General features: G+C 62.8%; 22 protein-coding genes. 10 read left to right on the top strand and 12 right to left on the bottom strand.

What is annotated here, in order from left to right:
• The first annotated feature begins 100 nt into the window (after nt 1–100).
• Nucleotides 101–1129, top strand: coding sequence for an NAD(P)/FAD-dependent oxidoreductase (locus LB559_RS00855; protein WP_224672866.1), 1029 nt, complete (start codon nt 101–103; stop codon nt 1127–1129).
• A gap of 3 nt (nt 1130–1132) precedes the next feature.
• Here the strand turns inward: LB559_RS00855 and LB559_RS00850 are convergent, their stop codons facing one another.
• A complete protein-coding gene (locus tag LB559_RS00850; protein WP_064995821.1) occupies nt 1133–2614 on the bottom strand; it encodes an MDR family MFS transporter in 1482 nt (493 codons plus the stop codon).
• A gap of 201 nt (nt 2615–2815) precedes the next feature.
• Nucleotides 2816–3454, bottom strand: coding sequence for a DUF922 domain-containing Zn-dependent protease (locus LB559_RS00845; protein ID WP_164920055.1), 639 nt, complete (start codon nt 3452–3454; stop codon nt 2816–2818).
• 124 nt (nt 3455–3578) lie between these two features.
• Here LB559_RS00845 and folP point away from each other — a divergent pair, with 124 nt between their 5' ends.
• From folP to folK, 3 genes are read left to right on the top strand one after another with little or no spacing between them, the layout of a single operon-like run.
• A complete protein-coding gene (gene folP, locus LB559_RS00840) occupies nt 3579–4430 on the top strand; it encodes a dihydropteroate synthase (RefSeq protein ID WP_013531874.1) in 852 nt (283 codons plus the stop codon).
• A 3-nt stretch (nt 4431–4433) separates the two neighbouring features.
• Nucleotides 4434–4793 (top strand): dihydroneopterin aldolase, encoded by a 360-nt coding sequence (gene folB, locus LB559_RS00835; RefSeq protein ID WP_013531873.1) that lies wholly within the window; start codon nt 4434–4436, stop codon nt 4791–4793.
• On the top strand, nt 4777–5289 hold the full coding sequence (gene folK / locus LB559_RS00830) for a 2-amino-4-hydroxy-6-hydroxymethyldihydropteridine diphosphokinase (protein WP_013531872.1): 513 nt from the start codon (nt 4777–4779) through the stop codon (nt 5287–5289). The genes folB and folK overlap by 17 nt, the downstream gene beginning before the upstream one ends.
• 50 nt (nt 5290–5339) lie before the next feature.
• Here folK and LB559_RS00825 read toward each other — a convergent pair whose 3' ends face one another.
• Complete coding sequence (locus LB559_RS00825) at nt 5340–5885, bottom strand: DUF924 family protein (RefSeq protein WP_024503540.1); 546 nt, start codon at nt 5883–5885, stop codon at nt 5340–5342.
• Nucleotides 5886–5899: 14 nt separating this feature from the next.
• The gene (locus LB559_RS00820; RefSeq protein ID WP_013531870.1) at nt 5900–7735 is read right to left on the bottom strand and encodes a monovalent cation:proton antiporter-2 (CPA2) family protein; all 1836 of its coding nucleotides are present in this window, start codon (nt 7733–7735) and stop codon (nt 5900–5902) included.
• Between the two features lie 160 nt (nt 7736–7895).
• On the opposite strand from LB559_RS00820, the gene LB559_RS00815 reads away from it, so the two are divergent.
• The 3 genes from LB559_RS00815 (at nt 7896) to LB559_RS00805 (ending at nt 10603) form a co-directional block, all read left to right on the top strand.
• Complete coding sequence (locus tag LB559_RS00815; protein ID WP_224673096.1) at nt 7896–8885, top strand: AraC family transcriptional regulator; 990 nt, start codon at nt 7896–7898, stop codon at nt 8883–8885.
• A 60-nt stretch (nt 8886–8945) separates the two neighbouring features.
• The gene (locus LB559_RS00810; RefSeq protein ID WP_224672865.1) at nt 8946–10154 is read left to right on the top strand and encodes an MFS transporter; all 1209 of its coding nucleotides are present in this window, start codon (nt 8946–8948) and stop codon (nt 10152–10154) included.
• 182 nt (nt 10155–10336) lie between these two features.
• Complete coding sequence (locus LB559_RS00805; protein ID WP_024503536.1) at nt 10337–10603, top strand: hypothetical protein; 267 nt, start codon at nt 10337–10339, stop codon at nt 10601–10603.
• A gap of 111 nt (nt 10604–10714) precedes the next feature.
• Here LB559_RS00805 and LB559_RS00800 read toward each other — a convergent pair whose 3' ends face one another.
• The 4 genes from LB559_RS00800 to LB559_RS00785 form a co-directional block, all read right to left on the bottom strand.
• Entirely contained in the window at nt 10715–11269 is a 555-nt protein-coding gene (locus tag LB559_RS00800; protein ID WP_024503535.1) for a hypothetical protein, read from the bottom strand.
• Between the two features lie 135 nt (nt 11270–11404).
• The gene (locus LB559_RS00795; protein ID WP_224672864.1) at nt 11405–12496 is read right to left on the bottom strand and encodes a YcjF family protein; all 1092 of its coding nucleotides are present in this window, start codon (nt 12494–12496) and stop codon (nt 11405–11407) included.
• Complete coding sequence (locus LB559_RS00790) at nt 12493–13971, bottom strand: YcjX family protein (RefSeq protein WP_224672863.1); 1479 nt, start codon at nt 13969–13971, stop codon at nt 12493–12495. The genes LB559_RS00795 and LB559_RS00790 overlap by 4 nt, the downstream gene beginning before the upstream one ends.
• Nucleotides 13972–14034: 63 nt before the next feature.
• Nucleotides 14035–14538: a SixA phosphatase family protein gene (locus LB559_RS00785; RefSeq protein ID WP_224672862.1), complete on the bottom strand. Its 504-nt coding sequence runs from the start codon at nt 14536–14538 to the stop codon at nt 14035–14037.
• Between the two features lie 332 nt (nt 14539–14870).
• Here LB559_RS00785 and dksA point away from each other — a divergent pair, with 332 nt between their 5' ends.
• Nucleotides 14871–15287, top strand: coding sequence for an RNA polymerase-binding protein DksA (gene dksA, locus LB559_RS00780; RefSeq protein WP_013531862.1), 417 nt, complete (start codon nt 14871–14873; stop codon nt 15285–15287).
• A gap of 185 nt (nt 15288–15472) precedes the next feature.
• On the opposite strand, the gene LB559_RS00775 is transcribed toward dksA, so the two are convergent.
• Nucleotides 15473–16210, bottom strand: coding sequence for a flagellar biosynthetic protein FliO (locus LB559_RS00775; protein WP_024503531.1), 738 nt, complete (start codon nt 16208–16210; stop codon nt 15473–15475).
• A gap of 225 nt (nt 16211–16435) precedes the next feature.
• Here LB559_RS00775 and cckA point away from each other — a divergent pair, with 225 nt between their 5' ends.
• Entirely contained in the window at nt 16436–19009 is a 2574-nt protein-coding gene (gene cckA / locus LB559_RS00770) for a cell cycle histidine kinase CckA (RefSeq protein WP_024503530.1), read from the top strand.
• An 86-nt stretch (nt 19010–19095) separates the two neighbouring features.
• Nucleotides 19096–19803, top strand: a complete 708-nt coding sequence (locus LB559_RS00765) for a DeoD-type purine-nucleoside phosphorylase (RefSeq protein ID WP_013531859.1) — start codon at nt 19096–19098, stop codon at nt 19801–19803.
• A 9-nt stretch (nt 19804–19812) separates the two neighbouring features.
• Here LB559_RS00765 and LB559_RS00760 read toward each other — a convergent pair whose 3' ends face one another.
• Genes LB559_RS00760 through LB559_RS00750 form a run of 3 tightly spaced genes read right to left on the bottom strand, consistent with a single transcriptional unit; the run spans nt 19813 to nt 23422 of the window.
• Entirely contained in the window at nt 19813–21030 is a 1218-nt protein-coding gene (locus LB559_RS00760; RefSeq protein ID WP_127367115.1) for a c-type cytochrome, read from the bottom strand.
• The gene (locus LB559_RS00755) at nt 21027–22793 is read right to left on the bottom strand and encodes a GMC family oxidoreductase (protein ID WP_024503527.1); all 1767 of its coding nucleotides are present in this window, start codon (nt 22791–22793) and stop codon (nt 21027–21029) included. Before LB559_RS00755 ends, LB559_RS00760 begins: the two co-directional genes overlap by 4 nt.
• A gap of 2 nt (nt 22794–22795) precedes the next feature.
• Nucleotides 22796–23422, bottom strand: coding sequence for a gluconate 2-dehydrogenase subunit 3 family protein (locus tag LB559_RS00750; protein WP_224619294.1), 627 nt, complete (start codon nt 23420–23422; stop codon nt 22796–22798).
• Between the last annotated feature and the right edge of the window lie 182 nt (nt 23423–23604).

Here is a 23604-nt window from a genome sequence, read left to right as displayed (position 1 = left end):
CCTCTTGGACGCGCAAAGGACGCTGTAGCACTTTTATTTGCGCGTGATCCTTTCCGAAAATCGATCCGATTTTCGGGGTCATGCGCAGCGAGGCACAGGCATGACCGACATCACCAGGACAGACGTGCTTATTGTCGGGGCAGGGCCGGTTGGCCTGTTTGCCGTGTTCGAGCTCGGCCTGTTCGACATGAAGTGCCACCTGATCGACATTCTCGATCGGCCGGGCGGCCAATGCGCCGAACTCTATCCGGAAAAGCCGATCTACGACATTCCAGGCTGGCCTTCGATCTCGGCGCAGGGGCTGGTCGACAAATTGCTCGAGCAGATCGCGCCGTTCAAGCCCGATTTCAGCTACAACCGAATGGTTTCCAGCCTGGAAAAACTGGAGGACGGCAGTTTTCGCGTCACCACCGACGAAAACGAGGTGTTCGAGGCCAAGGTGGTGGTGATTGCCGCCGGCGGCGGCTCCTTCCAGCCCAAGCGTCCGCCGATCCCCGGCATCGAGCCCTATGAAGACAAGAGCGTCTTCTATTCGGTGCGCCGGATGGAGGATTTTCGCGGCCACGACCTCGTCATTGTCGGCGGCGGCGACTCGGCGCTCGACTGGACGCTGAACCTGCAGCCGGTGGCAAAGAGCGTGACGCTGGTGCACCGGCGGCCTGAGTTCCGCGCCGCTCCCGACAGCGTCAACAAGATGTATGCCATGCAGGAGATGAAGCAGCTCGAATTCCAGGTCGGCCAGGTGACCGGATTGACCGGTGCCGACGGCCAGTTGTCATCGGCCACCATCAAGGGACCGGATGGCGACGTCGAGGTGCCTTGCACGCGCATGCTGCCGTTCTTCGGCCTGACCATGAAGCTCGGACCGATCGCGGAGTGGGGTCTCAACCTTCACGAGAACCTCATTCCGGTCGATACCGAAAAATTCCAGACATCGGTGCCCGGCATCTTCGCGGTCGGCGACATCAACTGGTATCCGGGCAAGCTGAAGCTGATCCTGTCGGGTTTCCACGAAGTGGCGCTAATGGCGCAGGCCGCCAAGCGCATCATCAGCCCCGGCGAGCGCATCGTTTTCCAGTACACGACCTCATCGACCAGCCTGCAGAAGAAGCTCGGCGTCTCCGGCTGAACTTTACTCGGCCAGCATCGGCGCCGCATTGTCGGCGTAGCCGCGAAGCTCCTTTTCGGGCATCAGCGTCAGCGTGATCAGCCCCAGCAGCAATGTGGCGGCGGCGACGGCAAAGATCATCACGAACGGCTCGACCGTCGCGCTATGGCCAGCGATCCGCACGCCTTCACCGGCAAGCGGCAAGCCGTAGCCCAGAGCGACCGCGCCGAGCATGGCGACCCCAAGCGCACTGCCAAGCGAACGCAGGAATGTCAGCACGCCCGTCGCGACGCCGAGATGCACGCGATCGACGGCGTTCTGGACCGACACGGTGGTGACCGGAAACGTCGTTCCGGTTCCAAACCCGATGCAAATCGTCAAGACCTCGACCTCCAGCAGCGTTGCATATCCTGCGACGACGGCCAGCAGGCAGAGGCACAGCATGCTGAAGACGACGCCCACCATCGCAATGCGCTTGTAGTGGGTGAAATGCGGGATCATACGCCCGCTGAATGCCGCGCCGCCGACGGTCCCCAGCAGAAGCCCAAGCATCGCGATGCCCGACTCCGCTGCCGACAAGCCGAGCACCGCCTGAAGATAGACGGGCAGGTACACAGCCATGCCGACGCTTGCGGCCTGAAGCAGGAACATCGAAAGCGTGCCCGCCAGAACGATTGGATTGCCAAGCACTTCGAGTGAGATGAGCGGCTCGGCGGCGCGCATGAGCCGCAAGGCAAAAGCGCTCCAGAAAATCGCCGAACCGCAGAGAACGCCGATGACTTCAAGCGAAGTCCAGGGATAGGCGCTGCCGCCCCAGTTCAAGGCGAGCAGCAGCAGCGCCGTGGCAATTATCAGAAGCAGCGCGCCCAGGCCGTCGATGCGATGGCGCTTTGCGGCAATGGGCAGTTTCTTGAGCGGCTTGTTGATGATCGCCATCGCAAGAAAACCAAGCGGAATGTTGATCCAGAAGATCAGTGACCAGTGCAGGTGCTCTGCGAAAGTGCCGCCGAGCAACGGACCGGCAACGCTGGCGACAGCCCATGTGCCGGAGAACCAGGCGGCATAGCGTGCCCGCTCGCGCGGCGGCACGAGATCCCCGACGACGGTCTGCGTCAAAGCGAACAAGCCGCCGCCACCGGCGCCCTGGATCGCCCGCCCGACAACCAGCACAAACATGTTGGGAGCCATCGCACTGACCACCGATCCCGCCAAAAAGATCAGGATCGCGGCATAGACGGTCGGCCGGCGGCCGTAGACGTCGGAAATCTTGCCGTAGAGCGGAGCCACCGCGGTAGCGGTCAGGAGATAACCGGTGACGATCCATGGCAGATAGTGTGCGTTTCCGAGCGCATGCCCGATGGTCGGCATGGCCGGCGCGACAATGGTCTGATCGAGTGCCGCCAACAGCATCGACAACAGCACGCCGCCGATGATGGCGTTCTTTTCGCGCTCTGTTATCGGCGTGCCGGTTTCCGCCATCGTTTTCTCATCGACAGCCTGGTCCATGATCGTTCATCCATAAGCTTGCGATTTGACCGGCGCTGTTCAGCCGCTCCGGCTTCATGACCGTTTGGATCGCATTGGTGTTTTAAGCTCGTCTGGCGAGCCTGATATGTCGTCCCATATAGGCCGGTTTCGACGGCGGCTCGAAAGTTTTTCGAATCTGGCACTACGCTTCGGTGAATTTGGCTTTCAGTTCGGGTGCGTTCAGGCCGGCGGCAGTCGTCCGTTGCCGATGCGCTCCATGCGGTAGCGCAGCAGCCGCAAGATGCGGCTTTCGAAATTGACGCTTTCGACGCGGTCGAACTGAAGCTGGGCGCGGTCGTGCCTGGCCAGAACAGCCGCGGTGATCGCGGCCGCCTTGGCCTTGGCGGCGTCGCAGTTCTTTTGCGGGTAGGTGGCTTTCAAGGCCTCTTCGAGTTCGCCGCCATGGTTCTTGGCGATTTCGACATGGCGCTCCTCATGGCGCTTGATGTCGGCCGACAGCGTATCCCAGAACAGCCTGACATCGGCATCGGCCTTGCGCGGCCGGCGCCACTCGGGAAGGATCACCTTCACCTTGACGGTCACCACCGCGTCGGCAATCCGGCAGGAACTCGGTGTCTGCGCATAGCTGATGCGGGTGGTGAACGCCATTTGCGTGGCGCCCGGGTGCCGCGTGCCGGTGCTTTTCACCTCCGGCCCGCGTTTGGAGAGTTGTGCCTCGATGTCATCGAGCGTGCTGCCGCCAATGGCGAAATAGCTGTACGTCTTGACGAGATTGGCCGCCGCCGCCGGGTGCGGCGTTATGGCGAGCAGCAGCGCGCAAGCCAAGGATTGTTTCACGCCCAAGGACTGTTTTTTCATGCCAAGTATGGATCGTTTCATCATGTTGCCTCTTCGACCACCTTGCTTTACGGCCGTTGCCGGCGCAATGAAATTGATCCGCCAGGGATCACACATGATTGATGAACTCCATGGTCGATGAGCAATGACGGCCAGGCGATGGCAGTTGGCGCATGGACGCCATCTCGACCTTGGCGGCAAGGCCGTGGTCGTCGGCATCCTCAATGTCACGCCCGACAGCTTTTCCGACGGCGGCCAGTTCGACGCCCCTGAAAAGGCGCTGGCCCAGGCACGCCGCATGATCGGGGAAGGGGCACTGGTTGTCGATGTCGGGGGAGAATCGACGCGCCCAGGTGCTGCCGCGGTATCGGCCAGCCAGGAACAGGCCCGCATCCTGCCGGTGATCGAAGCGCTGGCGGGCGTGAACGAGGTGCTGATTTCGGTCGATACCTATCGCGCCGACACGGCGCGGCTGGCGGTCGCCGCCGGCGCGCATATCGTCAACGATGTCTGGGGTTTGCAGCGCGAGCCCGATATTGCTCGTGTCGCCGCCGATACCGGTGCCGGGCTTGTCATCATGCATACCGGGCGGGATCGCCAGAAGCTGCCGGACGCGATTGCCGATCAGTTGGCATTCCTGCGAAGGTCGCTGGAAATCGCCCGCCAGACCGGCATCGCCGATGATCACATCGTGCTCGATCCCGGTTTCGGATTCGCCAAGGAGACGGCGGAGGAAAATCTCGACCTGATGGCACGCTTTTCGGAATTGCATGCACTCGGCCTGCCGCTGATGGCCGGCACGTCGCGAAAACGCTTCATCGGCACGGTCACCGGCCGTGATGCCGCCGACAGAGGGGTCGGAACAGCGGCGACCAGCGTCATTTTGAGGCTCCAGGGCGCCGATCTGTTTCGCGTCCACGATGTCGCATTCAACGTGGACGCATTGGCGCTCGCCGATGCTATGCTGGCGCGTCAAACCGACCGGGCGAGAAACTGACCGATGTATGTCATCCGCATGAAGAACTGCGCTTTCTTTGCCCGGCACGGCGTGCTGGACGAGGAGGAACGGCTCGGCCAGCGCTTCTATGTCGATGCCGTTCTGACCGTTGATCCAGGCCGGGCGCTTGCCGAAGATTCGATCGAGGATACAGTCCACTACGGCGTTGCATTCAGCGTCATTGAAAAGATCATCACCGGGCAGCGCCGTTTTCTGATCGAGTCGCTGGCGCTCGAAGTGGCCCGTGCGCTGACGGCGCGTTTTCCGCAGATAAAGAAAGCCGAGATCACGGTGCGCAAGCCGAACGCACCAGTGCCCGGCGTGCTCGATTATGTCGAGGTGACCGTTGTCTGGCCCGAATAGTACCGTTTATCTCAGCCTTGGCGGCAATCTTGGCGATCCGGCGAAATCCATGAGCGCGGCGCTGCGCATGCTGGATGCCGACGCGGATACGCGTGTCACCGGCGTCTCCTCGCTTTATCGCACACCGCCCTGGGGCAAGCTCGATCAGCCGGATTTTCTCAATGCGGCCGCCGAAATTTCCACCGTGCTTGCACCGCGTGCCTTGCTCGACCTCTGCCTCGATGCGGAGCGCAAGCTGAAGCGGGTGCGCGAGGAGCGGTGGGGGCCGCGGCTGATCGACATCGACATTCTGGTGTTCGGCGACCGCGTCATCCACGAGACCGGGCTGGAGGTGCCGCATCCGCGCATGCTGGAGCGCGCCTTCGTGCTGGCGCCGCTGGCCGAGATCGCGCCCGGCCTGGTTGTCAGCGGTCGCAGCATCACCGATCGCCTGGTCGCCGTCGATACCTCAGGCATCGAGCGATTGTCGTCCGGCCGGGATTGGTGGCTGGCCTAGGTGCGTTGATATTCAGGTGATACCGGCCTGCAAACGGCGCAGCGAGGCCTCTAACCCGAGAAGCCGCCACCATCCAGGAACGTCTGCTCCTGCGAGGTGGTTTCGCGGCCAAGCATCTTGTTTCGATGCGGAAAACGGCCGAATTGCTCAATGATATCACGATGTTCGACAGCATACTTCAGATAGGGCTCGGCTCTGGCCTCCGTCAGCTCGACCGAAATATCCTGGTCGGCCAGTAGCTCCGAATGCTCATAAGGCAGGTAGAGGAAAACGCGGAGTTCTTCCTCGAGTGCCAGGTCATGACCAGCCGCGATCGCCTTCTCTGCGAAATATCTGGCGAGCGGATCGGTCGCGTACATATGGCCGGTGCCGCGAAAGCAGTTCCGCGGAAACTGGTCGAGCAGGATCATCAGCGCCAGCGCGCCTTCGGCATGTTCCAGCCAGTCGTCGCATTCACGCCGCGCGGCGGCGTAGTGCAGGTCGAGAAAGCGGTCGCGGAATTCGGCATCGAATGCTTCGTTCTTCTCGAACCAGGCATCCTCGCCGGCATCGCGCCAGAATTTGGTGACCGACAGGGCTCTGCTGTCCAATTCCATACCTAATTCCTTGCTCAATCGGCGGGTTCGGACTTGTGCAGCACACCCGCGGTCTCTTCGTTGAGTGCCTGACCAGGCCGGCGCGGCGTCGAGAGCGGTGTCGGAATCGGCGTGCCGATATTGCCTCTCAGGAAGCGCTGTCCGGCGCGAATGCCTTCGGCGAGCTGGGTTTCGAAGCGGTCGGTGTCGCGGCGCCTGACATCTTCGATCGTTTCAGCCACGTCTTCGGGATCGACGCCCAGAGATTCCAGGGCCGAGCCGCCGAAAACAAGTGCGGATTCGAAGGTTTCGCGAAGTTGGTAGTCGACGCCGGCACGTATGAGCTGCAGCGCCGTTCCACGGTCGAATGCGCGGGCCAGCACGGTGAGCAGTGGGAATTCGGCTTTGATCAGCTGGGCGATGCGAACAGCCACATCGGCCTTGTCGACGCAGATCAGCACGGCGCGCGCCCGGCCGGCACCGGCGGCATGCAGGATGTCCAGCCGCGTGCCGTCGCCATAGTAGACCTTGAAGCCGAAATCGGCCGCCGCCTGGATCATTTCGACGTCATTGTCGATGATCGAGACGTCGATGCCGCGCAGCAGCAGCGGCTGGCTGGCGATCTGGCCGAAGCGGCCGAAGCCGATGATCAGCACGCTGCCGGTCAGGCCATCGGCGACGTCGACGCCGTCGAGCGACTGCTCGTCGCGCGGCGTCAGATAGCGCAAGGCGATGATGGCCAGCGGCGTCAGCACCATGGAGATGATGACGATCGCCGTCAGCGTCGCATTGGCGTTGCCGTCGATGATGCCGACCGCCGCGGCCGCCGAATAAAGGACAAAGGCGAACTCACCGCCTTGCGCCATGAAGACCGCGCGCTCAAGCGCCTCGCGGTGGCTGGTTTTCAGGATGCGGGCGACGATGTAGATGCCGAATGCCTTCATCACCATGTAGGCGACGACATAGATGGCAATCAGCCGCCAGTTCGCCGCGACCACATGCAGGTCGAGCGACATGCCCACCGCGAGAAAGAACAGACCGAGCAGGATGCCGCGAAACGGTTCGATATCGGCTTCGAGCTGATGGCGGAAGGTCGATTCGGACAAAAGCACACCGGCCAGGAAGGCGCCCATCGCCATCGACAGGCCGCTGAGCTGCATGGCGAGCGCGGATCCGAGAACGACCAGAAGTGCCGCCGCCGTCATCACCTCGCGGGCACGGGCATCCGCCAGGATGCGGAAGAACGGATTGAGCAGATAACGGCCGGCCACAACCAGGCCGACGATCGCGGCGAGGCCGATGCCGACCTCGGTCAGCCGCTCCGATAGGCTGGTGTCGGCACCGCCGGGCGCCAGAAACGCGATCAGGGCCAGCAGCGGCACGATGGCAAGATCCTCGAGCAGCAGGACCGATACGATGCGCTGGCCTTTCGGCGCGGCGATTTCGCCGCGTTCCTCGAGAAGCTGCATGACGATCGCTGTCGAGGTCAGCACGAAGCCGGCGCCGGCGACGAAGGATTGCGCGATTGGAAACCCTCCAGCCATGCCGACCCCGGTCAGAAGAAGCGCGCAGACGCCGACCTGCAACGCACCGAGGCCAAAGATCTCGCGGCGCAGGCCCCAGAGCCGCGATGGCTGCATTTCCAGCCCGATGATGAACAGGAACATCACCACGCCGAGTTCGGCGACATGAAGAATGGCTTCCGATTCGGAAAAGACGCCGAGGCCGAACGGGCCGATCACCACGCCGGCAGCCAGATAGCCGAGGATCGAGCCGAGGCCCATGCGCTTGAAGATCGGAACGGCGACGACACCGGCAGCAAGCAGCGCCACCACCTGAACCAGATCACTGCCCGATGCTTCCGCCGCCATGCCTCTTGTCCCTGTGTCTTGCAGCACTCCTTGCATGCAGTTGGAGCGGGAGGCAAGGCGAGAAATCTGCCGGAAAGGGTAGGGTGCCGTTGCAGTGATTGACCTGGTGGAGCAACGGTCCCCGCTTGCCTGCCGGACGTTCGGCATCTATATCACGTATATGCCTGACTATTCGTCCCGCACGTCTGCGACGCCACATATCCCGATGGATGCGCTCAGCGAAGTTTTACAAGACTTTCGCTTGAGTGGTGTCAACTATGGCCGCTGCGAGCTCCGGCACCCATGGAGCATAGACTTTCCGCAACAACAGCTGCTTCGGTTTCACTTTGTCGGCCAGGGCCCGTGCTGGATTCATACTGAATCGCAAGGCTGGCAGGAGTTGCGCGATGGCGATCTGGTGCTGCTGCCGCAAGGCATCGCCCATCGGCTGGCGAGCGCGCCGGACGTTGCAGGGGACTCGCTCGAAGGTTGCCAGGTGATCAAGTTGGGGGGCAACGTCTGCGAAGTGGTACGGCAAGGAACGGGCGCGACGAGCACCCTTTTCTGCGGCTCCATGGCCTTGGACTCCTATGCGCTCAACCCATTGATCACGTTGATGCCGCCTGTCATCAAGGGTTGCGACGTGGCCGGCAATGACCCGGTCGTCGGTCCTTTGCTGGCGGCCATGACGGTGGAGGCCTCGCAGCCGCAGATGGGCAGCGCCACGATTCTATCGCGTATGGCCGACTTGCTGACGGCCCGGCTCATACGCTGCTGGGTCAATTGCAACGGAGCATCGACCACCGGTTGGCTCGCAGCCATCCGCGACCCCCATATAGGCCGCGCTTTGGCGGCCATGCACCGCGACCCCGGCCACAACTGGACGCTGGGAAGCCTGGCCGGCGTGGCAGGCCAATCGCGTTCGATTTTCGCCGAGCGTTTCAGTGCGGTATTGGGAGAGGGTGCCGCACACTATCTCGCCCGCCTGCGTATGCAGCTTGCCCGCGAATTGCTGGGCCAAAACGGCTTGTCGGTTGCCGAAGTCGCTACCCGTTTGGGCTATGATTCCGAGGCATCCTTCGCGCGCGCGTTCAAGCGCATCACCAATGTCTCGCCGGGCGTTGTGCGTCGCACAATTCCCGGACGAATGGATATGAATTTCGGATTCTAAGATACATATCATCCGAGCGGACTCGCCTATTTAAGACCTCCAAACTTTGGAGATCTTTCCGTGACTGACACAACATTACAGATTGAAGACGCCGCCATTGGCCTTGATGCCGATGCACCAGCCGCGTGGAGTTCAGCCACCTGGTTCGCGGTCATTTCATTGGCGGCCACCAGCTTTGCCCTGGTGTCGGCCGAATTCCTGCCCGCAGGTCTGCTGACGCCAATGGCACGCGATCTCGGCATCAGCGAGGGGACGGCCGGCCAGGTCGTCACCGCCACCGCTTCCGTCGGCGCCGTGACGGCCATGTTGAGCAATGTTCTCATCGGCCGCTTGAACCGCAAGGCGGTGCTGGTTGGTCTCAGCGCTCTTGCGGTCGGTTCCAATATCCTGGCGGCGCTGGCGACCGATTTCTGGCTGTTGCTGTTGGGCCGGGCCGGGCTGGGCATCGCTCTCAGCGCTTTCTGGGCACTTTCGGTCGCCGTCGTGGCGAGGCTGGTTGGCGCCAATGCGACAGGTCGGGGCATGGCGATCGTCACCCTCGGCGTCTCGCTTGCTACCATTGCCGCACCGTCGATGGGCGCGCTGATCAGTGACTGGATAGGGTGGCGCAGTGCCATGGCCATGACGGCGGGGCTGGCCGCGCTTGCCATGCTGCTGCAGTTTCTCAGCCTGCCGACCTTGCCTGCAACGGCAAGCAACAGCCTTGCAGATGTATTTCGGCTGACCCGGCGGCGCGGCATCCAACTCGGCATGCTGGCCATTGTTTTGCTGATGACGGGGCATTTTGCCGGCTCGGTCTATGTGCGTCCCTTCCTCGAACAGGTGACACTCCTTACAACCGGACCGATTGCCCTGGCTCTGCTCGGGTTTGGCATCGCTGCCGTGATCGGTAATGTTGCCGGCGGCCGCATGGCCGACACCAACATCCACATGGCCCTCGCAGTCACCGCGGCGTTGATGGCGGTTGCGGCACTTACTTTGGTGCTTTGGGGCTCGCATATCGGCGTTGCCTTCGGTTTCGTTACGCTGTGGGGTTTCGCCTTTGGCATGGCGCCGGTGGTGCTGCCGACCAATATGTCGCGCGCGGCGCCTGATGCGCTGGAGGCAGCGGGCAGCCTGATGGTCACCTCTTTCCAAATTGCCATCACCATCGGCGCGGTTGTCGGCGGCTATGTCGTGGACACCTATGGCGCGACTGGGCCCTTGACTCTGACTGCTATCCTTGCCGCATCGACCGCCGTCTTGGCGCTGCTGCAGCCTCGCAGCTGAACTTTGCAGCCGCCGACACAGTAGCCTCAAATCCTGCCGCCAGCGATGTTGCAGGCGCGATACACAAGTTGAGGCCGGGAACACGTTGCATCTTGCCGCAATCGAAGGCTAAGGACGCTCGGCTTCGGCCATTGGAGGGTGATCGACGATCAAGTCGCGCCCTTTTTGAGGAGATGACTGACATGAAGAAGTTTTTGTTTGTTGCCGTCGGCCTGGCGGTGCTTGCCGGTTCGGCTTGCTCGAAGGCGCCTGAGTGCACGGCGGAGATCGCAACCAAGAAGGCGCAGGACATGGCTGCAGCACTTCAGGAGGCGATCACCAAGGACCCGGCCAAGGCGGCTGATCTGACCGCCAAGGTCCAGGCGGTGACAACCAAGTATCAGGGCACCACGACGTTGGCCGACGCCTGCAAGGCCTATGACGAAGTGACGGCCGCGATCAAGGGCTGACACCCTGATTTGAGATCAAGGCCTAAGCGCCTGATTCGATGGGCTCAAGTGAGAGGGCGGTGACCGTTGGGTCGCCGCCTTTTTCTTCGGATTTTTCAGTTCGGCGCGATTTCAGTTCGGCGCGATGGAACCGACTTCGACCGCGTCGACCCGCTTCAGGCTCATGCCGATCACCGGCACCAATTGGTCGTTGACGCGCACGGCGATAGTCACCGTCATCGAATTGTCGTCAGGGATGCGAGCCTGCATGACGCCGCGCAGCTGGTTGCGGTTGATGGTGAAGACCACCTTGCGGGGATCGACGACGTTGCCGCCGATGATGTCGAGGCCGGAACCGGTCGCGCCACCCATGAAGCTGCCCTTGTAGCCCTCGCGGCCCTTGCGCTCGATCTTGGCCGACATTGGCTGGGTGAACATACCGACCCGGCAGCCGCCGTCGAGCGACATGCCGACCTTGCCGTCGGGCGTCGAGCCGGTGAAGCTGCAGTTGAACTTGGTGCCCTTGTACTTGCCGGCGACGATTTCGCCGGGACCGATCCACTTGCCTTCGGCAGACTGGAAGAACTGCTTGTCCGGCTCCGCCGCAGAGGCCACTCCGGCAATGCCGACGACTGTCGTAATCACCGTTGCCAGGGACAGGACGCTGGATAGAATTACGCTTTTCATCGACGACACCCGGCAACAAAGATGCTGTTTGGAACCCGTCTGACCATGAACAAGATTGGTTAATGCTTCGTCACCGCGGGGCCGCCGCAGAGCAGTCCGGTAACGATTCCGAATGCCCGGACACTCCAGCCCGGCTCACTTGCCGGAGGGGGTCGTTGCACCGTCTTTCCTGGTTGCGAACGATGTCAGCGCCGAGAGGAAGTCGCCCAATCCGGGACGTTTGAAGGCGCTGAAGGGCAGGGGTCGAGCCGTCTCCATCGCGGCGATGCCGATGCGCGCCGTCATCATGCCGTTGACGACGCCCTCGCCAAGCTTGGCCGAAAGGCGCGCGGCCAGGCCGTGGCCAACGATCTGCTGGACGAAACTGTCGCCGACCGCGATCGAACCGGTGACCGCCAGATGCGCCAGAACGCTGCGCGCCAGGCGGAAGAAACCCAGCGTTCCCGGCCGTCCGCCATAGAGTTCCGACAGGCGTCGAATGAGCCGCCCGGCCTCGAACACGACATAGGCAACATCGACCAGTGCGCGTGGACTGACCGCCGTCACCAGCGAGACGCGTTTGGCAGCTTCGAGAATCATCACTTTCGCCCTGGCATCGAGTGGTCCGAGAATTTCAGCCTCCGCCAGACGCACGAGATTGCCGCCGTCGATGATTTCGCCGCGCAATTCGGCCAGCGCGCGCCGGCCGGCCGCGGTCTCGGGTTTGGCCGAGACAAAGGCCGACAGTTCGTCGACGACCGATCGTGCCGCCTTGGGATCGTCGCGGGCGATCGCATCGAGCGCCCGCTTCTGCAGCTTTTCGACCTCGGCGAGGCGGGCGATCGCCAGGAATTCGCGAATCAGGATCACCATAAGCGCCAGCACGGCGATGGCGGCCATGCCGGCCGCCAGCCAGCCCAGCCACTCAGCGCGCGCAAAGAGGTCGCGTATGAGCTGGTCGGTCCACAGGCCGACCGCCAGCGAAACCAGCACGCCGAAGGCGCCGAAGAAGATGCTGCCGAGCAGCGAGCGTTTCCTGGGGGCGACGGCTGGTGGCGGCTCCGCGGCAATGATGTCGGGCTCGTCGAAGACATCGACTTCCGCCGGCATGACCATCGCGACATCGGTTTTCATCGCGCGGGGTTTGCGTTGGGTGTCGGCCTGGATGTTGCGCGGCTCAGGGGCCGCTTGTCTCGGTGGGGCTTCCGGTTCGATGCGGAATGCCGCCGGCTTGCGGGGCGCGGTCATGCCAGATGATCTCCGATCAGGAACTGCAAGGCACGGTCGAGCCTGATATGCGGCAGCGACAGCGTGACGCCTTCGGCCGTGCGTTCGAGCTTTGGGGGACGGAAACGGACGAAGCGGATTGCGGGGTCCGCGGAGTCCTGCCTGTGATCGGCTCCCGAAACATCGAACACCGCGTCAATATTCTCCGGTAAGTCACCGGGAAATATGGCTGTTTCAGTTTTTCCATCGAAGGTTTCGCCGTTGATCTTCTCACCGGCTATCGGCGTGCCGATGATGACGGGAAGCGTCTCCCGGCCTTGCCTGACGGTGCCTTCGCGCGTCGCGCGCACCGCCGCCATGGCGACCACATCGACATCGGCGCCGGTGAAATTCGCCCGTGCCACGGCGCGGTCGGCAAGCCGCCGCACGATCGCCTGCAGCCGGTCATGGCTTTCGTGATGCAGATGGTCGGCCTTGGTCGCGGCAACCAGAATGCGGTCGATGCGCCGCGAGAACAGATCGGTGAGGAAGCTGCCCCGGCCGGGGCGAAAACAGCTGAGGATCTCGGTCACCGCGCGTTCCAGGTCGGCCATGGCGCCTGGGCCGGCGTTCAGCGCCTGCATAGCGTCGATCAGCACGATCTGGCGGTCGAGGCGGGTGATGTGTTCGAGGAAGAAGGGTTTGACGACATGCGTCTTGTAGGCCTCATAGCGCCTGTCCATCATGGCGTGCAGCGAGCCTGCGCGCGGGCGCTTGTCGTCGATCCCGGCCAGTGGCGCGAAGGTCAGGGCCGGCGAGCCTTCGAGATCGCCCGGCATCAGGAAGCGGCCGGGCGGCAAGGTCGAAAGCGCCCGCTCGTCGAGCTTGCAGGCCTTCAGATAGGCGGCGAAACTCTCGGCCAGGCGGCGCGCCGTCATCTCGTCGGCATCGGCGTTCGGGTCGATCCCGGCCGATAGTGCCCGCCAGGCTTGCGACAGGTCCTCGCGCACCGGCAGAACAGCCATTTCAAAGGCTTCGTGGGAAAAATCGGCGAAGGATTTGCCGAGCAGCGGCAGATCGAGCAGCCATTCGCCGGGATAGTCGACGATATCGACGGACAATCTGCCCGAGGAAAACATGCGGCTCCAGCCGGAAGCCGATTCATATTCGATGGTCAGCCGCAGCTCCGAAATGGCGCGCGTAGAATCGGGCCAGACGCGGTCGTTGACCAAGGCTGCGATGTGGTCCTCGTACTGGAAACGCGGCACCGCGTCGTCGGGCTGCTGCTCGAGGAAGGCGCGCGCGATGCGCCCCGATTTCTGCGCCTCGAACAGCGGCAGGCGCCCGCCATGGATCAAATTGTGGACAAGGGCCGATATGAACACCGTTTTGCCGGCGCGGGACAATCCGGTCACGCCGAGGCGCAGCGATGGGGAAAAAAGCCCGGTGGCGCGGCCCGATAGCGTGTCGAGGGCAATCCTCGCCTCGTCGGTGAAGGTGGTCAGCGATGATGCCAAAATATGCTCTCTCGAACTTCGGTCCGTCCGATATAGGCGCTGCAACAAGGCTTTGAAATGGCTTCAGAGATCGGCCGGCGTCAGGAACACTTCGAGATAGCCGGTGCCTTGGGCGGCGCTGGCAAGATCGCCGTCGAAGCGGACGACCGCCAGGCCCGCGGTCGGGAACCCATGGTTCAGTGTGGCCCGCGCAGCCTCGTCGCCGCCGCCCGAAACTGCCAAGGCAAGGTCTTCCATCATCGGGTTGTGGCCGATGACCAGCAACGAGCCCGATCCGCCATTGTCCCTGATAAGGTTGAGATAACCGGCCGCGTCCGCGCTGTAGAGCCCGTCGAAGAACAGGACCCGGCCGGTGTCGGTCTGGCCGGCCAGGCCTTCCAGCGTCTCTTTGGCGCGTTTGGCGTTGGAGCACAGCGTCCGGTCCGGAACATAGAGGCGGGAGCGCATGGCGGCGCCCATCATTTCGGCATCGGCGCGGCCGGACGCATCGAGCGGACGGTCGAAATCGCGCATGCCGGGCAATGCCCAGCCTGCCTTGGCATGTCGCAACAGATAAAGCCTGCTCACCCAACCTCCGAATGCCGAAGCCTCCCGGGATTAGCCACGAGAACGGCGTCGCGCACAATGGCCCGTGCTCTTCAAACACGGCGAATCAGCCAACGCTGGCTGCTGCAAAAGGCGCTTGCATATCGGCCCCGGGGTCACCGCGATCAGGGAAAATATGCGTCACCGGATCCAAAGTGCCGCGGCGGAGTTTGTACCAAAGCGACCGTACGCGGCTGCAAAGACGCGTGCCCGGGTACTTTAACAATTGCGTGAAACAGCGGCCGATTGCGCTTGTGCAGGCGTCGGACGACGAATATATAGGCGCCAAATTTGGGGCAGTTTGGGTGAGTCGAATGAACGACATCGTTACCGCCGATTACGTACCCTCCGAAGACGAGCCGTTCATGAACGAGCGGCAGAAATCCTACTTCCGCTCAAAGCTCGTCACCTGGAAGAATGACATATTGCGCGAAGCGCGCGAAACACTGGAAATCCTGCAGCAAGAAAACGCCAACCACCCCGATCTGGCCGATCGCGCCTCTTCGGAAACCGACCGTGCCATCGAACTCAGGGCCCGCGACCGTCAGCGCAAGCTCATTGCAAAGATCGATTCCGCCCTGCAACGCATCGACGAAGGCACCTACGGCTATTGCGAAGAAACCGGCGAGCCGATCGCGCTGAAGCGGCTCGATGCACGTCCGATCGCGACATTGTCGATCGAAGCGCAGGAGCGGCATGAGCGCCGCGAAAAAGTCTATCGCGACGACTGAAGCTCACGGCCGGCTGTCTCGAACGAACTCGATTCTGAAAATGGCCGGTTTTCCGGCCATTTTCATTGGTGCGGCATCCACCGCTCAGGGCGCGCGAAGATCGAAAACCCTCGGGGCTTCGGACGAGGTGGTTCGGCAGCCGGACCGGCGACGGTGTTTCGCGGGGATAGCGACCCGGCGGTCGCTCATTTCTTCTGGCTGGAGAGTTCACCGAGAAGCTTGGTCATCTCGTCGTCGAGCGACTGCGGCGCCGCCGGCTTGCCCACCTGGCCGCCCGAACGGGGCTGGTCCAGTGATACTTCAAGTTCTCTCATCAGCGTGTCGTCGATGCTGTCCTGCACCGGCTGCGGTGGTGGCGGGGCGTGCCGGGCGGTGTTGGCGTTGGCGGAGCCGTAGGCGGGCAACGGCGTGACATTGGTCGGCTGGTAGCTTTGCGTTGCCGGCTTCGGTGCAGGTGCCGGCGGCGCTGTCGGACGGGGGCGGGCGGGCGGCGTCGTATTCACCGGCTGTGGAGCGGGTGCCTGTCTCAGCGGCGGCGGAGCGGGTTGCGGCGGACGCGGCCTTGTCGGAGCGGCGGCCGGAACCGGCTGCAAGCCGCCATCTCCAGTCAATGCCGGCCGGCGCGGCGCCGAAAGCCGGATATCGCGCTCGACGACGACGTCGGTCGGACCGCCGATCAGAAGCAGATGTTCGATGTCGTCGCGGCGTATCAGCACCAATCTGCGATGGCTGTCGACGGCGGTGGCATCCATGACGGCCAGTCGCGTCTTGCGGTTCCGGCCGCCGGCGACGAAGGTTCCGAATGTCAGGTTGCGCACCAGCTTGACGATGACGAGAACGATGACCAGCAGGACGAGCGCTGCAAACGTCCACAACAATGCTGCGGCATAACCGGGACCTGCCACGCTATCGAGCCATTGCATTGGTTTCCCCTGATCGCCCCTTGGAAGTGATAAGACACTAGACCGTTGAAGCGGGCCACCGCAAGTTGCGTTTCACGCTGTTGAACAGCTTGAAAAACTCCGAAGGCCGGAAGACATCATTTTTATCCGACATTTGCCGCCCAGGCCTTTTCCGGACTAGGAGAATGTGATTCAACCCGGTACGGGGCGGGTGTCGGAACACCGGAATTCACGAGCAGGGGGCACATGGCCAAGGAAGCGCGCGGCGATTTCTATCCGGTACCGATCGTCGACCAGAATACGCGACCGGGCGCGGTTACCCGGCTTATCATTTTCATCGTCGTTCTGACGGGGGCCGCGATCGTCTTCGGTCTTTTCCGCGAGCGCCTCGGCGATCCTTTCCTGCTCGGCATGCTCGGCGTGCTGGCGATGATCGGCGTCGGCTTCCTGTTCGCGACGGCGATCGGCTTCGTGCAGGTCACGCCACGCTCGACAGGCGACGAACTGTCGAAATCCTTCGTCGATTCGATGTCGCAGGGGCTTCTCGTCACCGACACCAAGGGCCGCGTCGTCTACGCCAACCGCGCCTATGCGGATATGACCGGAGCATCGTCCGCTGCCGATCTGAAGACCGTCGAGGGATTGCTCTCGGATGTCCCCGAAGCCTCGGTGACGATCTATCGCCTGGCGTCCGGCCTTCGCGACGGCCAGCCGGGCGACGGCGAGTTTAGGCTCGCACAGTCCATTCGGCCCGGTGCCGAGCCGGGCGCCCGCTGGTACCGCGCGCGCGCCCGCGCCTTCAGCGTTCCGGGCCAGCGGCTGCCGATGCTGGCCTGGCAGCTTGCCGATATCTCGCAGGAGCGGGCCGAGCAGGAGCGCTTCTTCCTCGATCTGCAGAAGGCGATCGATCACCTCGACCACGCGCCGGCCGGCTTCTTTTCGGCCGACCAGGAGGGCCGCGTCACCTACATAAACGCCACGCTCGCCGAATGGCTGGGCATCGACCTCACCAGCTTCACGCCCGGCGCCGTGTCTCTGTCGGAGATCGTGGCCGGCGACGGCATGGCGCTGGTCCGCTCGGTCAAGGCCGACCCTGGCACCACACGCAACGCGGTGATCGATCTCGATTTGACGACCATGACGGGCGAAGCGCTGCCGGTGCGCTTCATGCACCGCGTTTCGGCCAGCCGCGAAGGATTGAATGGGCCGACACGCACGATCGTGCTCAACCGCACGCAAGGCGAGGATGCCTCTGCCGATTTGCGGGCTTCGGAAGTGCGCTTCACCCGCTTCTTCAACTCGACACCGATGGCAATCGCCGGCGTCGACCACAACGGACGCATCCTGCGCACCAATGCGCCGTTTTTGTCGTTGTTTTCGTCTGTCGTCGATCGCGACGCCGTCGACCGTCGCGTGCGGCTCGACACGGTAATCCACGAACGCGACCGGCCGGCCTTCGCGGCTGCCTTCGAGAAAGCGCAGCAGCGGCAGGCCGACATCGAGCCGATCGACACGCTTCTGCCCGGCAACGACGAACGGCACATCCGCTTCTACGTCAACGCCGTCGCCGACGGCACCGGCGGCGAGGGCGCCGAGGAGTCGGCCATCGTCTACGCCGTCGAGACAACGGAGCAGAAAGCGCTCGAAGGGCAGATGGCGCAAAGCCAGAAGATGCAGGCAGTCGGCCAGCTTGCCGGCGGCATCGCGCATGATTTCAACAATGTGCTGACCGCCATCATCATGGCGTCCGACCTTTTGTTGACTAATCACCGCCCGTCGGACCCGTCCTTCCCCGACATCATGAACATCAAGCAGAATGCCAACCGGGCGGCTTCGCTGGTGCGGCAGTTGCTGGCCTTCTCGCGCAAGCAGACATTGCGGCCGGAAGTGCTCAACCTGACCGACGTGCTCGCCGATCTCAGGATGCTGCTGGCCCGCCTTGTCGGCAACGACATCAAGCTGAAGGTCGACCATGGCCGCGACCTGTGGCCGGTCAAGGTCGATATCGGGCAGTTCGAACAGGTGGTGGTCAACCTTGCGGTCAACGCGCGCGATGCTATGCCGGCGGGCGGCGATCTGACCGTGCGCACCCGCAATGTGACCGCCGAGGAGTGCAAGGCCTTTTCCTACCGCGAACTCGCCCCGGCGGACTATGTCGTGGTTGAAGTCGAGGACACCGGCAGCGGCATCGCGCCCGACGTGCTGAAGAAGATATTCGAGCCCTTTTTCACCACCAAGGAAGTCGGCAAAGGCACCGGCCTTGGCCTGTCGATGGTCTACGGCATCATCAAGCAGACCGGCGGCTTCATCTTCTGCGATTCCGAAGTCGGCAAAGGCTCGACTTTCCGCATTTTCCTGCCGCGTCACATCGCCGAAGCGAAAAAGGCAGGCGAGCCCGGCGATGCGCCGGCGGCGCCGGCAAAGGTCGCCGATCCGGCCAAGGATCTGTCGGGCTCGGCCACGGTGCTGCTCGTCGAGGACGAGGATGCCGTGCGCATGGGCGGCATGCGGGCGCTGACCTCGCGCGGCTACACCGTGCACGAGGCGTCGTCGGGCGTCGAGGCGCTGGAAGTGTTCGAGGCGCTGGGCGGCAAGGTCGATATCGTCGTTTCCGACGTGGTGATGCCGGAAATGGACGGGCCGACGCTGCTCGGCGAATTGCGCAAGCGCCAGCCCGACATCAAGTTCGTCTTCGTGTCCGGCTATGCCGAGGACGCATTCGCCAGAAACCTGCCGGCAGATGCGCATTTCGGCTTCCTGCCGAAGCCGTTTTCGCTCAAGCAACTGGCCACGATCGTCAAGGACGTGCTGGAGTCCTAAAGCCTTCCCCATGTTCCTCCTTGCGCAACGCCGTGACAACGCCATGATTGAGGGGTGAACGGCAGGAAGGCTTAGGGGAGCAACCGGTGACGCCGCACAACGAAGCGGACAAGGACGACTATGCCGACACGGTGTTGTTGCCGGGCGACCCGCAACGCGCCGAATGGATGGCGCAAACGTTCCTGGAAGCGCCGCGCTGCATCAATCGCCGACGCGGCACGCTTGGCTTCACCGGCTTGTTTCGTGGCAAGTCCATCAGCATTCAAGCGACGGGCATCGGCGTTTCATCGTTTCTGATCTATGCGCATGAACTGCTGGACCATTATGGCGCCCGGACGCTGATCCGTACCGGCACCTGCGGCAGCCTGACCGCAAAGGCAAAGCTGCGCAGCCTTGTCATCTCGCAATCGGCACAGGCGGAAAGCGCCCAGAGCGGCCAGGTTTTCGGCCTTTATGGACCGGCTGGCCCGGACCCGGCGCTCCTCGCATCGTCACGGGCCAAGGCGGTAGAATTTGGCATCGACCATCATGTCGGCCTGACGGTCTGCAGCGACATCTTCTATCACCCGGATGGGCGTGCCCGTTTTGCCGATGCACGGGCGCAAGGAGCCCTGGCCGTGGATATGGAAACCAGCGCGCTCTATGGCATATCGGAGCATTTCGGAGCACGTGCGTTGTCGATGTGTGTCGTGGTGGACAACATCGAGACCGGCGAACAGACCGACTATTCCGAGCGCCAGGCGCTTTTCACCGACATGAGCCGTCTGGCGCTCGCTGTCGCAGCCGAGAGCTAGAGTACGGGTCTACTGGGTCAATCCCTTGCGTACGGCAGCGACATCGCCGGACGAGACTGCAGGAGCCGCGTTGCCCCAACTGGCGCGCACATAGGTCAAGACGTCGGCGACCTCCTGGTCTTTCAGGCGCCAGGCCAGGGAAGGCATGGCGGGCGTCGTCGGTGCATCGGCCGTGTGCACGGCCTGGCTGCCGGCAAGGACGAGCCGTGCCAGTGTTTCGGAACTGCCCTGCGCGACGATCGAATTGCCGGCAAGGGAAGGGAAAAGCGCGCCTGACCCGGCACCATCTCCACCATGGCAGGCCGAGCAATTGTCGCGATAGATTGCCTCGCCCGCGGTCATCCGTGTTGCGTCAGGCTTTGCCGGTTGGGCGCTGTCGACATCCGAGCCCAGGCTCTTGAGGTAGACTGCAACCGCCTTGAGATCGGGATCGGTCATTTTCGACGTGGAGTTCTCGATGGCCTCCGCCATCGGACCGGAGGCAATCGAATGCGCATTGACGCCGGTCTTGAGGTATTTCACCAGATCCTCTTCCGACCATTTGCCCAGGCCCGATTGCGCATTGTTGGTGATGTCGGGGGCAAACCAGCCCTGCAGGGAGGCACCTTGCAGGAACTCGCTGTCCTTATCGGCGCCAAGGAAAGATTTGGGCGAGTGGCAGGTGCCGCAATGGCCCGCACCCTGGACGATATAAGCGCCGCGATTCCACTCCGCCGACTTGGAGGGATCCGGCTGAAAGCTTGCTTCGGTGAAGTTGAGGGCATTCCAGCCCAGCATCGCCAGCCGGATGTTCAACGGGAACGGCAGCTGATTGGCTTCGACCTTGTTCGATACCGGTTGAACCGTCGTCAGATAGGCCCACAAGTCGGAAATGTCCCGATCGTTCATCCTGGTATAGGCGGGGTAGGGCATTGCGGGGTAGAGCCGCACACCATTGTGGCCGATGCCTGACTTCATCATGCTGCGGAAGTCGGCTTCCGACCAACTGCCGATGCCCGTCTCGCGGTCAGGCGTTATGTTGGGCGGCACAAGCGCGCCGAACGGCGTTTCGAGCGGCAGACCGCCGGCCAGCGGTTTGCCCTCGGCTCGCGTATGACAGCCTGCACAGTCGCCGAGCACCGCCTGATACTGTCCACGTATGATCTGGTCCGCCTGGTCGGCACTCCATGCCGGGCCGCCAGTGAGGGCCGCAGCACCGATGGCGAGCGTGAGAACGAGCTTGTTCATGCCTGCACCAGGGGTGCACCGGGATTGCGCAGATATTGATTGCGGATGGCATCGGCGGCGCGGAAAGCGAGCGCGCCGACCGTTCCTGTCGGATTTTTGCCGGCATTCTGCGGGAAGGCCGACGCACCGATGACAAAGACGTTGGGGACGTCCCAACTCTGGAGGAAGGTGTTGACCGCGCTCTTCTTCGGGTCCGTTCCCATGATGGCGCCGCCCGTATTGTGGGTGCTCTGGTAGGGGACGCTGTCCCAGCCTTTCTTGCGGCGGCTGACGGCGTACTGCTTTCCGCCGAGCGCCTTGGCAATTTCCTCCATCCGGTCGCAGACATAGTTCGACATGCGGATGTCGTTGTCGGGAAAATCGAACGTCATGCGCATCAGCGGCCGCCCGAAACGGTCCTTGTAGGTCGGGTCGAGGTCGAGGTAGTTGTTGCGCGTCGCGTAGCTGCTTCCCTGGGACGAGTAGCCAAGCGTGCTCTTGTAGCCCTCGACCGTTGCCTTCTTCCAGGCGCTGCCCCATTTCGGCGTGCCGGGCAGGGTCGGCCTGGTTCCGATCGGGCGCCCGTTGGTGGGAATGCAGTTGATGCCCGCGCCGCCGACGAAGTCCAGCGCGCCGTGGTCGAACGCGTCACCATTGTAATCGTCGATCGTCTGGCCGAGCGCGCCTGCGGCGATGAACGGGTTGAAGTTCTTGTCGTCGAAGAACACCTGCACGCCGGCGTTTGTCTGGTAGCAGTAATTGCGCCCAACCGTTCCTTCGCCGCTGCCGGGGTCGTAGATCTTGCCGATGCCGGACAGCATCATCAGCCGGGCATTGTGCAGGCCGTAGGCGCACAGCAGCACCAGATCGGCCGGCTGGAAGTACTCCTCGCCTGAGGTATCGACGTAGGTCACGCCGCGCGCCGACTTGCCTCCGGGAGCCAGATCGACATGCAGTACCTCGCTGTCGGTGCGGACTTCGAAATTGGACTTCTTCATCAGCACCGGAAGGACGGTGGTCTGGGCGCTCGACTTCGAATAGTTGGCACAGCCGAAGCGTTCGCAGAATCCGCAATAGGTGCATTGACCCATGGCGATGCCGAGCGGGTTGACATAGGCCCGCGACATGTTGGCGGATGGGGTCGGGAAGGGATGCAGGCCGATCGACCGGCCGACCTCGGCGAACAGGGTTGGCGCGTAGGTCATCTGCATCGGCGGGTTCGGATAATCCCGCGACCTTGGATCCTCGAACGGATTGCCGCCTTCCTGCAACTGCCCCTTGATATTGCCGGCCTTGCCCGAGATGCCTGCCAGATACTCGAACTGGTCGTAATAGGGCTCCATCTCCGCGCCGGTCACGCCCCAGTCCTCGACCTGGAGATCGGCGATTCTCGATGCACCATATTTCTTCGTCAGATTGGTCTTTATCTGAAAGTCTGAATCCCAGAACCGCCAGGTGTGGCCGTTCCAGTGGACGCCGGCGCCGCCGACGCCGTTGCCGGGGAGGAAGGAGCCGAAATCGCGCATCGGCAGCGCCTTCTGCGACGGGTCGTTGCGCACCGTCATGGTTTCCACGGCGGGCTGCAGGAAGAGGTCGCGCCGGATGCTGTAGCGCAACTCATCCTGCGCGTAGCCGATGTTGAAATCGGTTGCCGTATCGCGCCAGGGGCCGCGTTCTATAGCCACCACGTCCAGGCCCTGATCGGTCAATTCGTGGGCCAGAATGGATCCCGTCCAGCCGAGGCCGACGATCACGACGTCTTTGCGAGGCAGTATCTTGGTCATGATCAGGCGCCTTTGCCGAGCCATTCGGGGCGCCCGATGATCGAGACAGGCGGCTGCGGATATGGCTGATTGTGTTTGCTGACATGGTCGCGGTAGTCGTAGCGGGCGCCTGGAAAACCAAGCATGCGCCACGAGACCATGTCCTTGTTGCCGCCATAGACGGGGTCGGCAAAGAACCCCTCCATGGTGTTCTGCAGCAGAAGCCCGAAGAAACCCGGCCCCTTGACGCCATTGGGCAGGTCGACCTTCCCGGCCTCCATAGCCGTCAGGAAGGCATCCTGTTCGGCCGGTGCGAGCTCGACGAATGTCTTGCCGTCCCGCTGTTTCAGGAAAGCGTCGATGGCGGCAAGCCCGGTGCGGTAACGCTGCGCCGGATTGGCCTCGCCCTGATAGCCCTGGGTGGGCAGTCCAGGCAGAAACGGGCCTTGCGTGTAAAGCCGGCTCGACGCACCGAACGCCCCCATCAACTGCCTGTCGATATAGACGGCGCAACCGGCTTCCTTGCCGCCCATGCTGAGCTCGTCGGCCGGAATGATGCGGTCGACGATCGCCTCGACTAGGGCTGCTTCCTGGGCCGAGAAAAAGTGCCAGCCGCCTGCCACGACCTGCGTCGGTGGATCGGATGCCATTGGCGTCCAGGGCAAAGTGCCCGAGAACGATCGCGCAAAACCGGCCGATGTCGCGGTTGCCGTAAACATTGCGACCGAGGACAGGAAAAGACGCCGATTCATTCGGACAGGGTTGCGACGGTTCATATTAGGAATCTCAAAAATAAGAGAGCACGCTTGGGAAGTGATTCCCAAGTATTCAT

The organism is Mesorhizobium sp. BR1-1-3 (genome assembly GCF_020165455.1).
GTDB classification, from domain to species: Bacteria; Pseudomonadota; Alphaproteobacteria; order Rhizobiales; family Rhizobiaceae; genus Mesorhizobium; species Mesorhizobium ciceri.
The sequence above is the reverse complement of the archived record's forward strand: the minus strand, read 5'-3'. Positions and strand labels throughout refer to the sequence as shown.